Source organism: Novosphingobium sp. AP12 (genome assembly GCF_000281975.1).
Classification (GTDB): Bacteria; Pseudomonadota; Alphaproteobacteria; order Sphingomonadales; family Sphingomonadaceae; genus Novosphingobium.
Map to the genome: position 1 here is coordinate 133,505 of NZ_AKKE01000009.1, position 12,740 is coordinate 146,244.

At 69.8% G+C, this 12,740-nt stretch carries 9 protein-coding genes; 5 read left to right on the forward strand and 4 right to left on the reverse strand.

Annotated features, from left to right (window positions below; all coding sequences use genetic code 11):
• Window positions 1-86: 86 nt before the first annotated feature.
• Window positions 87-1,190: an anhydro-N-acetylmuramic acid kinase gene (locus tag PMI02_RS01590; RefSeq protein WP_007677720.1), complete on the reverse strand. Its 1,104-nt coding sequence runs from the start codon at window positions 1,188-1,190 to the stop codon at window positions 87-89.
• On the reverse strand, window positions 1,190-2,047 hold the full coding sequence (locus PMI02_RS01595; RefSeq protein ID WP_007677722.1) for a protein phosphatase 2C domain-containing protein: 858 nt from the start codon (window positions 2,045-2,047) through the stop codon (window positions 1,190-1,192). Before PMI02_RS01595 ends, PMI02_RS01590 begins: the two co-directional genes overlap by 1 nt.
• A 114-nt stretch (window positions 2,048-2,161) precedes the next feature.
• Between PMI02_RS01595 and PMI02_RS01600 the strand changes: the two genes are divergently transcribed.
• Genes PMI02_RS01600 through PMI02_RS01620 form a run of 5 tightly spaced genes read left to right on the forward strand, consistent with a single transcriptional unit; the run spans window position 2,162 to window position 8,031 of the window.
• Window positions 2,162-3,241 (forward strand): SIS domain-containing protein, encoded by a 1,080-nt coding sequence (locus PMI02_RS01600; protein ID WP_007677724.1) that lies wholly within the window; start codon window positions 2,162-2,164, stop codon window positions 3,239-3,241.
• On the forward strand, window positions 3,238-4,392 hold the full coding sequence (nagA, locus tag PMI02_RS01605; protein WP_007677726.1) for an N-acetylglucosamine-6-phosphate deacetylase: 1,155 nt from the start codon (window positions 3,238-3,240) through the stop codon (window positions 4,390-4,392). The genes PMI02_RS01600 and nagA overlap by 4 nt, the downstream gene beginning before the upstream one ends.
• Complete coding sequence (locus tag PMI02_RS01610) at window positions 4,389-5,453, forward strand: beta-N-acetylglucosaminidase domain-containing protein (protein ID WP_007677729.1); 1,065 nt, start codon at window positions 4,389-4,391, stop codon at window positions 5,451-5,453. Before nagA ends, PMI02_RS01610 begins: the two co-directional genes overlap by 4 nt.
• Before the next feature lie 5 nt (window positions 5,454-5,458).
• Window positions 5,459-7,171 (forward strand): D-lactate dehydrogenase, encoded by a 1,713-nt coding sequence (gene dld / locus PMI02_RS01615; RefSeq protein ID WP_007677731.1) that lies wholly within the window; start codon window positions 5,459-5,461, stop codon window positions 7,169-7,171.
• Window positions 7,168-8,031, forward strand: a complete 864-nt coding sequence (locus PMI02_RS01620; protein WP_007677733.1) for a BadF/BadG/BcrA/BcrD ATPase family protein — start codon at window positions 7,168-7,170, stop codon at window positions 8,029-8,031. Before dld ends, PMI02_RS01620 begins: the two co-directional genes overlap by 4 nt.
• A 3-nt stretch (window positions 8,032-8,034) precedes the next feature.
• Here PMI02_RS01620 and PMI02_RS01625 read toward each other — a convergent pair whose 3' ends face one another.
• On the reverse strand, window positions 8,035-10,335 hold the full coding sequence (locus PMI02_RS01625) for an NADP-dependent malic enzyme (protein ID WP_007677735.1): 2,301 nt from the start codon (window positions 10,333-10,335) through the stop codon (window positions 8,035-8,037).
• Window positions 10,336-10,533: 198 nt separating this feature from the next.
• Window positions 10,534-12,735 carry a malto-oligosyltrehalose synthase gene (treY, locus tag PMI02_RS01630; RefSeq protein WP_007677738.1) on the reverse strand — a complete coding sequence of 734 codons (2,202 nt, stop codon included), beginning with the start codon at window positions 12,733-12,735 and terminating at the stop codon, window positions 10,534-10,536.
• Window positions 12,736-12,740 lie beyond the last annotated feature (5 nt).

Consider the following 12,740-nt stretch of genomic DNA (forward strand, 5'->3'; position numbering starts at 1 on the left):
TCCGGTGCGACCCGAAGACTCGACGGCGTGACCTTTTGGACTGGTTGCCGTATGCATACCTGTCATGGGATTGTAAAGGGGTGGTATCAGACCAATTCGGGAATTCTGGTGGGTGTCCAGATCGTCCCGCCGGTGAGCGGGCGAGGGGCCCCGGTGGTGCCAGGGAAGGTCAGCGGCAGCCCGCGAAGGCTGCGGGCGGCGAGGAAGGCCATGGCCTCTGCCTCGACGAAATCGCCGCGCAGGCCCGCTTCGTCCGCCGTCCGGCAATCGCCGAGCAGGTCGCGCAGCGCCTGCATCAGCGTGGGATTGTGGCTCCCGCCGCCGCAGACGATCCAGACCTTCGGCGGAGCGGGCAAGGCCCGCGCCGTCAGCGCCACGGCCGCCGCGGTGAAGGCGGTCAGCGTCGCCGCCGCATCCTCCAGCGAACGCGCGTCGGCCCATTCGAGCGGAAAGTCGTAGCGGTCAAGCGACTTCGGGCCTTCTCCCCGGAAATGCGGGTGCGACAGCAGTTCCGCAAGGACCTGCGGATCGACCGTGCCGGCTGCGGCGATCCGCCCACCGTCGTCATAGCGCGCGCCGCTGCGAGCCTGCACCACCCGATCGATGAGCCCGTTGCCCGGCCCAGTATCGAAGGCGACGAGCGCCCCGTCCGCGCCGATCCACGTCAGGTTGGCCACTCCGCCCAAGTTTAGAAACGCCACCGGACCTTCGAGACCGAGCCGCTCTGCAAGTGCCGCGTGATAGGCCGGAACCAGCGGGGCGCCTTGCCCGCCGGCCATGAGATCGTCCTGCCGCATCTGCGCCACGATGGGCGCATCAAGGGCATCGGCAAGCACCTGCGGATCGCCGATCTGCACGGAAAGCCGCCGTTCCGGCCGGTGCAGCAGCGTCTGGCCGTGGAAGCCGACCAGGTCTGGTGCGCGCCCGGCCTGAGCGATCACGTCCCGCCCGGCGCGAACGTGTGCGCGCTCGATCACATCGGCGGCAACCGCGAAGGAGGCGGGCTCGTCGCCGAAGCCGTTCCACTCTAGCGCGTCCTCGGTGGCGCGCTCCATTGCCGCGCGTTCGGCGGCGCAAAACGCGATCATCGCCGAGGGGCCGAACGCATCGATCCTCTCGCCGTCGGTCTCGACCAATGCGACGTCAACGCCGTCGAGCGAGGTTCCGCTCATGAAACCCATGACCAGCATCAACGCTCACCGTCCCAGGTGCAGACCACCAGGCTGGCATCGTCGTGGCGCTTCACGCGGGTGAAACGGTGCAGCGAATCGGGCTCCGTCTCCAGTGCGCGCAGCCGTTCGAGCCAGCGCAACCGGTCCGCATCATCCGAAAGGGTGAGCAGGTCCTGCGGGTGCGCGGCGCCGAAAAGCTCGATGAGGCGCAGGAATCCGTCACTTGCCACAGCAAAGCGCTGGCCCGGCACGACCGGGATGGTCGTCTGCCAGACATGGTCGGCCGCCGCCGGATCGGTGCCGAGCACCCAGTAACCGCCCTCGCGGTTCATCATCTGCCGGTTGGCGCGAAGGCGCGGCAGGAGCTGGGCTTTCAGCGCCTCGGGCGTGATCGCGGGGTCGGCGTCGAGCAGCGCCCTGGCCGCCTGAAGCGTGCCGGCTTCGATAGCCTCGTGCGAGGAAACACCGTAAATCCGGGCTTCTCCGGCGTCATCGACGGCGGCGACGCGGCAGTCGGCGAGGGTGGTGAACTCGGCCGTGCCGTCCAGGATACGGACCATCGCGAAGGCGGCCGAGGGCAGCTCGTGCGGACCCTGAGCGGGTCGGACCGCCTCGCGCCCGAGCGCCTCGGCGCAGCGCGTCATGACGGTGCGCAGGACCTCGATCGTAGCCAGTACCGGGCTTTGAGCCAGCACCTCGGCCATCAGGCGGTTCGCGGTTCGCGCCAGCCAGGCCGCGTCGCTGGGCTCTTCCAGCAGGGCGCCGCCGATGCCGGTGGCGCCGTCGATCACCCAGGCCGCGTTGCCATGATGGCCCACCGCGTCCTCGTTGACATCTCCCTGCCCATCGGAGGCGGCAATGTCGATCTTGAGCATGGGACTCTCCCTTGTGCTACCCTGTTGGCCGAACCGGTATCATCACATGACCGATAGACAAAACCAATTGAATGCCACTTGCTCCAAAAATCGAAACTGGTATGCGTCCCGAACATGACATTGACGACACCTAAGCCGCCCTTGGCGTCACCGAGCGTGACCGAAACCCAGATGGCGCGCGAAGCCCGCGGAGCACCCGCGCGCTGCGCGGAGCAGTTGCGCCTGAACGCCGAGCTCGTCCGCGATGCCGGGCGCCGCCTTCGCGAGCTTGCGCCGCCCTTCGCCGCGACTCTGGCGCGCGGCAGTTCGGACCAGGCTGCGGCCTTCGGCAAGTTCCTGCTTGAGACCCATGCCCGGGTCCCGGCGCTGAGCCATGCGCCTTCGGTCGGTTCGCTTTATCATGCGACTTCGCCCAACTTCCGGGGCGTGCCGCTCATCGCGATCTCGCAGTCGGGCCGCAGCCCCGACCTGCTCGCCGCCGCCGAGGACGCGCGTGCTCAGGGCGCGGTGGTGATCGCGATCGTGAACGATGCCGCCTCGCCGCTGGCAGAGCTGGCGCAGATCGTGATCCCGGTTCACGCCGGGGCGGAAACGAGCGTTGCGGCGACCAAGAGCTTCGTCTGCACCCTCGTCGCGCTGACCCATCTCGTCGCCGAGTGGAGCCAGGACGCGGCCTTGCTCGCGGCGCTGGAAACCGTCGGCGACGTGCTGGAAGATGCGGCGAATGCGGACTGGACGGGCGCGGTCGAACTGCTCAAGGATGCCAGCGAGATGCTGGTGCTCGGGCGCGGGCCCACGCTGCCGATCGCCGGAGAGGCCGCGCTCAAGCTGAAGGAGACCTCGAGCCTGCACGCGGAAGCCTTCAGCAGCGCCGAAGTGGCGCACGGGCCGATGACTCTGGTGGGCGAGGGCGACCCGGTGCTGGCGCTGGCGCCGCTCGACGTCGCGCGCACGGGCCTTCGCGAACGGCTCGAGGACTTCGCCGCGCGCGGGGCCCGCGTGATCGCCGCCGGCATGGCCGAGGACGTCGCGCCCGCCGGGCTGGTGCTGCCCTCGCGCACCGAGGTCCACCCGGTGATCGGCGCGATCGCCCAGATCCAGAGCTTCTACGGCCTCGCCAACGCGCTCTCGCTGGCGCGCGGCCGCAACCCCGATGCGCCGCCGCATCTCAACAAGGTCACGCGCACGCTATGACGACGGTTCAGGCTCTTGTCGGCGCGCGCGTCGTTCTGGCGGACCGGGTGGTCGAGGGGCAGGCGCTGCTCATCGAGTCTGGCCGCATCGCCGGGCTCGTCGCGGCGGACGCGCTGCCGGAAGGCTGCGAGGTCCGGGACTTGGGTGGTGGCTGGCTGCTGCCGGGGTTCATCGACACGCAGGTGAACGGCGGCGGCGACGTGCTGTTCAACGACATGCCCAACATCGAGGGCATCCGCGCCATCGCGGCAGCGCATCGGCGCTACGGCACCACCGGCATCCTGCCCACGCTCATCAGCGACTACCCGGCCGTGGTCGAAGCGGCGATCGAGGCGGGTGAGGCGGCGCTGGCGGCGGCCGTTCCCGGCGTGCTGGGCGTCCACATCGAAGGCCCGCACCTCAACCCGGTGAAGAAGGGCATCCACGACCAGACGCGCTTCTCGGGGATCGACGAGGCCGTGGTCGCGCGGCTGACCGTGCCGACCACCGGGCGCCGGATCGTCACGCTCGCTCCCGAACTGGCGCCCGAGGGCACCGTGCGAGCGCTGGCCGAGGCGGGCGTGCTGGTCTGCGCCGGGCACAGCCTCGCCGACTACGACCAGACCCGCGCCGCGCTGGCCGAGGGGCTGGTCGGCTTCACCCATCTGTTCAACGCGATGACGCAGTTCCTCAGCCGCGAGCCCGGCATGGTCGGCGCCGCGCTGGAGGACCGCGCCAGCCACTTCGGCCTGATCGTCGACGGCCTCCACGTCCACCCCGCCGCCCTTCGCGTCGCCCTGCTGGCGCGCGGGATCGACGGCGCGATGCTGGTGACCGACGCGATGCCCCCGGTGGGCGGCCAGTCGGGCCGCTTCACGCTGATGGACCAGGACATCGCCGTGGTGGACGGCACCTGCCGCGGGCCGGACGGGACGCTGGCGGGCTCGGCGCTCACCATGTCGCAGTCGCTGCGCAATGCGATGGACATGCTCGGCTGCGATATCGTCGCGGCCTCGCGCATGGCGAGCGGCAACCCGGCGCGGTTCCTGCGGCTCGACGGCGAGACCGGCGCGATCGCGCCCGGTCTGCGCGCCGACCTTGTCCACCTCGATGACGAACGGTGCGTGACGGCGACCTGGATCGGCGGCGCACGCGAGGATACCCGCGAATGACGCCGGAACTGGGTCTCATCGAAGGCCGCTTCGGCCGCGTGTGGAGCGAGGAGGAGCGGCTCTACGTGGTGCGCACGCTGGCCGCCGCGGACTACGGGTTCTACCACTATGGCCCCAAGGCCGACCGCCCGATGCGGCGCGAGTGGCGCACGGGGCACGACGCGGCGCGGACGGCGCAGCTCAGGCGCCTCTCCGCCGAGTGCCGGGGGCTGGGCATGCGTTTCGGCATGGCGATCACGCCGGTGGGTTCGACCCACCCCTTCGATGCCGAGGCCCGCGCGGACCTCACGCGCCGGATCGCCGACCTCGACGCCATCGGCATCGACGACCTCGCCGTGCTGTTCGACGACCTGCGCGGCGACATGCCGCAGCTCGCCGCGCGGCAGGCGGAAGTGGTGAACCTCTGCGCCGGGCTCACCAAGGCCACGCGCGTCTACACCTGCCCGACGTACTACTCCGACGACCCGGTGCTCGACCTCGTGTTCGGCGACCGACCGTCGGACTACCTCGGCGAACTCGGTCGCCTGCTCGACCCGGAAGTGCAGGTCTACTGGACCGGCGAGGAAGTCTGCTCGCGCGAGATCGGCCCTGCGCATCTGGCGCGCGTGGCCGGCGAACTCGGCCGCCCGGTGTGCCTATGGGACAACTATCCGGTCAACGACGGCGCCCGCATGTCGCGCTTCCTGCACCTGCGCGCTTTCACGGGCAGGCCCTCGGCCATCGGCGCGCATGTCTCGGGTCATGCGATCAACCCGGCGATCCAGGCCCACCTCGGCTGCATACCGGCGCTGACGTTGCCGATGCTCTACGCCGAGGGCGAGGACTACGCCTACGGCGCAGCCATCGGCGAGGCCGCGCGCCGCCTGCTCGGAGATGAATTCGCGGTAATGTTGCAGCAGGACCTTCCGGCGCTGCAGGACGTGGGGTACGAGCGTCTGGGCACCCGGACGGAGCGCCTGCGTTCACGCTATGCCGTCCTCGACCACCCTGCCGCGCGCGAGATCGTGCGCTGGCTCGACGGCGACGACCTGATGACCGACGACGAGGTCCAGACCCAGTAGGCACCATGGCACCAGTCCGCGACACCCAGCTCCTGGCCTCCCTGACCGCCGCCGTCGGCAAGCGGCACGTGCTGACGAGCCCGCGCGCCACGGCCCGCTTCCGCAAGGGCTACCGCACGGGCGAGGGCCCGGCGATCGCGGTTGTACGGCCCGGCAGCCTGGTCGAGCTGTGGCGCGCCGCGCAGGCCTGCGTGGCGGCGGACGTCTCGATCATCATGCAGGCGTCGAACACCGGGCTGACCGGCGGATCGACGCCCGACGGCGCGGACTATCCCGGCGGCCTCGTCATCATCAGCACTACGCGCCTCGATGCGCTTAAGGTGATCCGGGGCGGTGAGCAGGTGCTCTGCCTGCCGGGCACCACGCTTTATGGCCTCGAACAGGCGCTGCGTCCGTTCGGCCGCGAGCCGCATTCGGTGATCGGCTCCTCCTGCCTCGGCGCGTCGGTGGTGGGCGGGGTGTGTAACAACTCGGGCGGCTCGCTGATCCGGCGCGGTCCGGCCTATACCCAGCTCGCGCTCTATGCGCAGGTCCAGCCGGACGGCTCGCTGACGCTCCACAACCACCTCGGCATCGACCTTGGCGACGATCCAGAAACGATGCTTTCGCGCCTCGACCTTGAACGGTACACCGCCGCCGACATCGACCCGGCGGACGACAGGTGGGCGCACGACCACAGCTACGCCGCGCATGTCCGCGACATCGACAGCGACGCGCCCGCCCGCTTCAACGCCGACCCGCGCTGCCTGTTCGAAGCCGCCGGGAGCGCGGGCAAGCTGATCGTCTTCGCCGTCCGCCTCGACACGTTCGCGCGCGAGGACGAGACGACCACCTTCTACATCGGCACCAGCGAGCCGAACCGCCTGACCGACCTGCGCCGCACCATGCTGCGCGACTTCGATACCCTGCCGATCGCGGGCGAGTACATGCACGAGGTCGCCTTCGACGTGGCCGACCGCTACGGGCGCGACATGTTCTTCGCCATCGAGCGGCTCGGCACCGACCGGCTCCCGGCGCTGTTCGCCGCCAAGTCGCGATTCGACGGCGTGCTGGGCAGCGGCCTCAGCGACCGGCTGATGCAGTGGGCTGGCCGGTTCATCCCCGACCACCTGCCGCCCCGGATGCGCGAATACCGCCGCCGCTTCGTGCACCACCTGATCCTCAAGGTCCCGCGCGAGCAGGTCGCGGCGGCGCGCGTGCTGCTCGCCATGCTGTTCCCCGGCGGCGAAATTGCCGACCACTTCGAATGCACGCCCACGGAAGCGGCCAAGGCATTCCTCCACCGCTTCGTCGCGGCGGGCGCGGCGGTCCGCTACCGCGCCGTCCACCGGGACGAGGTCGAAGACATCGTCGCCCTCGACGTGGCGCTGCCGCGCAATACCCGCGAATGGCAGGAGACGCTGCCGCCCGAGCTTGCGGCGCAGACCATCCACGCGCTCTACTACGGGCACTTCTTCTGCCAGGTGTTCCACCAGGACTACATCGTCCGTAAGGGCACCGGCCCGCTCGCCTTCGAACACGCGCTCTGGGCCCTGCTTGACGCGCGCGGGGCGCAGTATCCCGCCGAGCACAACGTCGGCCACCTCTATATCGCGAAGCCCTCGCTGGCGCAGTTCTACCGCAGCATCGACCCGCGCAACCAGCTGAATCCCGGCATCGGGCACACCTCGCGCGAACGCGACTGGGCCGGCGCCGAGGCCTCCGGAGACCACCCATGACCTACTACCTCGGCATCGACGCAGGCGGCAGCAACTGCCGGGCCCGACTGGTCGACGCCGCCGGCGCGGTCATCGGCCACGGCAAGTCGGGCACCGCCAACGCGCGCATCGGCATCGAGGCGCTATACGAGACGCTGCTCGAAACCGTCGACCAAGCGGTGGCCGAGGCGGGGCTTTCGGTGGAACAGCGCGGGACGATCCACGCCGGCATGGGCATCGCCGGGATCACCCGCCCCGGCGTGCGCGAGGCGCTGGCGGAGCTGGACTTCGGCTTCGCCTCGGTCGCCTACTCGACCGACGCCGCTATCGCCAACCTCGGCGCGCATGGCGGGCAGGACGGGGCGATCCTCATCATCGGCACCGGCAGCGCCGCGTTCCTTCGCATCGATGGCGAGGAGTTCACCATCGGCGGTTACGGCTTCCCGATCTCGGACGAGGGCAGCGGAGCCGCGCTCGGCCTTTCGGCCATGCGCCATGCCCTGCGCGCGCTCGACGGGCGGACCCGCAAGACCCCGCTGAGCGTCGCCGTGACCGAGCGCTTCGGCCACGACACCGCGCAGGCCATCGCCTGGATGGATACCGCGAGCCCCCGCGACTACGGGACCTTCGCGCCGCTGGTGATGGACTACGCCGAGGCCGACGACGTGATCGCCCGCTCCATCGTCGAGAATGCGGCCGGGCACATCGAACGTTTCATCGAAACCATCTTCGAGCGCGGCGCCACCCGCTGCACGCTCGTCGGCGGGCTGGCCCCTCGCATGAGCCCATGGCTGCGCTCACGCACGGTCGAGCGCCTGAGCGCGCCGCTGGGCGATTCCCTCGACGGCGCGCTGAGGCTGGCTGGCTTCGCGGCGGGCTGAGGCTTATCGGCCGGCGGAGAGCTGCGCCGCCCGCACCGCCGCTTCATCCTCGACCCCGCTGACGGCGATGCTCGTCAGGTTGAGGATGCCGCGCGCGGTGACGCCCGGCGTCAGCACGTGGATGGGTTGCGACAGACCCAGCAGCATCGGCCCGATGGTGGGCGAGCTGGACGAGGCCGAAAGCGCCGTCAGCGTGATGTTCGCCGCATCCAGGTTCGGCATGACCAGCAGGTTGGCCGCGCCCTCGAAGCGCGAATCGGGCACCAGCTTGTCGCGCAGCGCCTGGCTGAGCGCGGCGTCGGCGTGCATTTCGCCATCGACCAGCAGATGCGGTGCCGAAGCCCGCACCATGGCGGCGGCAGCGCGCATCTTGCGCGCGCTCGGGCTATGCGACGATCCGAAGTTCGAGTGCGAGAGCAGCGCCACGCGCGGCTCCAGCCCGAAGCGGCCCACGGCTTCGGCCGCCAGCACGGTCATTTCCGCGATCTGCTCGGCTGTGGGGTCAGGGACCATGTGCGTGTCGGTGATGAACAGCGCGCCCGCATCGAGGATCAGGCCCGAAAGCGCGTAGACCCGGCCGTGCGGCTTCGTGCGCTCGATGATGCGCAGGACATGCTCGACCTGGCCCCAGTATTCCGAATTGCCGCCGACCAGCGCAGCATCGACATGGCCGGTGCGCAGCAGCATCGCGGCGGTCACGGTCGGGCGGCGGTGCGTGTGGCGCAGCACTTCGGCGGCGGGCACGCCCTTGCGCGCGGCGATGGCGCGGTAGGCTTCGACCAGCTCGCCGATCAGCTCGTGGTCGGTTTCAGGGTCCACCACGTCGACGTCGCGGTCGAGTTCGAACTGGAGGCCCAGTTCGGGCAGCTTCTGTTCGAGAATGCGGCGACGCGCGATCAGGGTCGGGCGGACCATGCCTTCGGTCAGCGCGTCCTGAACGGCGCGCAGCACGCGGTCGTCTTCGCCCTCACCGTAGGCGACGCGCTTGTGGGCGCCGCGCGCGGCCTGGAACACCGGTAGCATGACCTGCGCCGAGCGCGCGTTCACGTTGGCGAGCGAGCGCTTGTATTCCTCCAGATCGACGGTGCGCGTGGCGACGCCGCTGTCCATCGCCGCCTTGGCGACGGCGGTGGCGATCTCGGCGATCAGGCGCGGGTCGAACGGGGTGGGGATGATGTACTCGGGACCGAACACCAGGCGGCGGCCGCCATAGGCCTGGGCCACGCTGTCATGCGCGGGGACGCGGGCAAGCCCGGCGATCGCCTCGGCGGCGGCGGCTTTCATCGCCTCGTTGATCTGCGTCGCGCCCACGTCCAGCGCGCCGCGGAAGATGTAGGGGAAGCACAGGACGTTGTTGACCTGGTTCGGGTAGTCCGAGCGGCCCGTGGCGATGATCGCGTCGGGGCGGACCTCGCGGGCGATCTCGGGGCGGATTTCCGGCTCGGGATTGGCGAGCGCGAAGATCAGCGGGTTGGGCGCCAGCAGCGGCAGCCACTCGGGCTTGAGCACGCCGGGCGCCGAAAGGCCGAGGAACACGTTGGCGCCGGGTAGCACTTCGGGCAGCGAGCGCGCATCGGTGGTCCGCGCATAGCGGGCCATGTTCGGCAGCATGCCCTCGCGGCCGGAATGGATGACGCCGTCCTTGTCGGTCATCGTCACATGCTCGACCGGCAGGCCCATCGTCACCAGCAGGTCGACGCAGGCCAGCGCCGCAGCGCCCGCGCCCGAGGTAACGAGGCGCGCCTCGGACAGCGGAATGCCCTGCAGCACCAGCGCGTTGCGCACGGCGGCGGCCACGACGATGGCGGTGCCGTGCTGGTCGTCATGGAACACCGGGATGTTCATGCGCTCTTTCAGCGCGGCCTCGATGTGGAAGCACTCGGGTGCTTTGATGTCCTCGAGGTTGATGCCGCCGAAGGTCGGCTCGAGCAGGGCGACCGCGTCGATGAACTTCTGCGGGTCGGTGGTGTCGACCTCTATATCGAACACGTCGATGTCGGCGAATTTCTTGAACAGGACGGCCTTGCCTTCCATCACCGGCTTCGAGGCCAGCGCGCCGATCGCGCCAAGGCCGAGCACGGCGGTGCCGTTCGAGATCACCGCGACGAGGTTGCCGCGCGCGGTGTAGTCCAGCGCCTTCGAAGGATCAGCCGCGATCTCGAGGCACGGCGCGGCGACGCCCGGCGAGTAGGCCAGCGCGAGGTCGCGCTGGTTGACCATGCGCTTGGTCGGCTCGATGGCCAGCTTCCCGGGGCGCGGGAGAAGGTGATAGTCCAGTGCCGCGCGGCGGAGGTTCTCGTCCATGTCCAGTCCTGTCTTCCAATGGCCAGTGCTCGGTGGGCCGCGCATCGCCTAGGCGATCGGCCAGCGCCGTGCCCCCAAACACGGTTACGCCGCGCTTGTCGAGACGCGAGGCGATCAAATCGCCGATCTGGAGCAACTTGGCACGCGCGCAACCGGAACACGGCAGGAACAGAAACGAAGCGGACGTGCTGGAGAAGTCTACTGAAGCATGAACCTGTCGTCGCGGCCGGCGAGCACGTCCTGGCTCGGCACGAGGGGAATCTCGAAGGCGAACGTCTCGCCCTGCCATTCGCGCTCGACCAGCAGGGCGTCGCCCCGGTCCGTCAGCCGGTAGCTGCCCCGCGCGAAAAGGTCCGGCGCGGCGCGGCGGCGGGCGAGGAGGTCACGGGTGAGCGCCAGCTTTCTGCCGCCGATCTGCGGGAAATCGTCCCACGGCACCGGGCGGCGGTTATCGGGGTCGGTAAGGGCGACGGCAAGGCCTTCGGTGCCCTGGTAGATGTCCGGGATGCCCGGCGCGGTGAGCTGCAGGGCCACCTGCGCGAGCACGATCGTCTCCACCGCCTCGTCGAACTGCGGCGCGACCTGACCCGAAACCTGACTGTGAAGCGTCTGGGCGAGGGCTGTGACGGCACCCTCCGCCTCCTCGTCCGGCGCTTCGTGGCGGGAGAGGTCCTTGGCCTCGCGCATGGCCTTGGCGATGTGGGCTGCGATGCGCACGTTCGCCTCGTCCTGCCCGCGCATCATCAGCGCCGTCTGGAGGGCGTAGAGGCCCCACCGCTCGGGCAGCCCGGCGGAGCGCGCCTGCTCGCGCGCATCGCGGTAGAGCGCCTCGGCGACCTCGGGGAAATGGCTGAGCGCGACGAGCACCGCGCGCGCATCGGCCGAGCGCTTGGTGTCATGGGTGGAAAGCGCGTCGAGCGCGAGCGGGGACTGCGCGGCGCGCGCCGACAGGATCGCCGCGAACCCGGCTGCGTCGAGCGGTTCGAGATCGGGTTCAGAGCCGACTTCGCAGAACGGCAGGTATGCCACGCTGCGGAAGAACACGGTGTCCTCCTCCGACTTGGCGGTGAGGGCGCCGGTCAGCTGCTCGAAACGTGCGGCGAAAGCGCGGGCAAGCGGGTCGTCAGGCGAGCGCAGCAGGTCGAGCAGGGCGCCCGCCGGGGCTTCCGAACCCGCCACGGCGTCTGCGACCAGCGGCGTAAGCGGCGCGAGGTCGGCGGCGTAGGAGCGGTAGACCGGCCACACCGTCGCCAGCCGGGCGACCGTTTCGGACAGGGCGGGGCGCGTATCTTCCGTGGCCGCTAGAGCCGCCATCGCCGCGTCGGTCACGCGCGCCAGTTCGGGCACGAACACCTGTTCCAGCAGTTCGTGGCGTACCTTGCGGACCTCCTGCGCGGTAGACGGCGGGACCGCGCCCTTTGCTGCCTCACGCATCGCGGCAAGCCCCGTCGGTGCGGTCAGCAGGCGGATGACGGGGCCCATGAACTCGTACCCGCTCATGCCGTCGACCGGCCACGAAGCTGGCATCGCCTCGCCCGGCTTGACGATCTTTTCGATCCACACGGGCAAATCGCCCACCGCCTCGCGAAGCCAGCGCATGTAGCCGCCTGGCCGCGCAAGGCCGTCGACATGGTCCACCCGCAAGCCCTGGATTCGCCCGGCGGCGACCTGCGCTAAAATCCAGCTGTGGGTGAGGGCGAAGACTTCCGGCTCTTCCTGGCGCACGCCGATAAGGTCGGTGATGTTGAAGAACCGGCGGTGGGTGACGAGCGCCGCATCGCCGCGCCAGTCGCCGAGCGACCAGTGCTGTTCGTCCAGAAGGGTGTCGAGGGTTGCGACATCCAGTGTTCTCGAAACACCGGAAAGATAGTCAGATAACTCACTATGCCGTAAAGGATATTGTCGATCGTATACATTGAGTTTGGGAGCGTCGGCGGTGCCCGCGATGGTGATCTGACCGTCCGCGAGCAGCTGCGCCGGGGTGCCGTCGAGCACCAGGAAGTGAATGCGCTCGCCTGCCTTGATGCGGTCCCAGTCAATGTCGAACACTGGGGCATACTGGCTCTCGCGGCCATGGCGCAGAACATCGGCGAGCCAGGGGTTCTCGGGCGTGAAGGCCATGTGGTTGGGCACGATGTCGAGGACGATACCGATGCCGGCTGACTGAGCCGCCTCGCTGAGCCGCTCGAACGCCGCGTCCCCGCCGATCGCGGGATCGATGCGGGTCGGATCGATCACGTCGTAGCCGTGGGTCGAACCGCTGGCCGCATGGAACGGCGGAGCGAGGTAGAGGTGGCTGACGCCCAGCTCGCCCAGCCATGGCAGCAGGTCCCGAGCGCGGTCGAGATCTACACCGCAGCGCAGCTGGAGGCGGTAGGTTGCGACGAGGGCTGGGGGCATCGGGG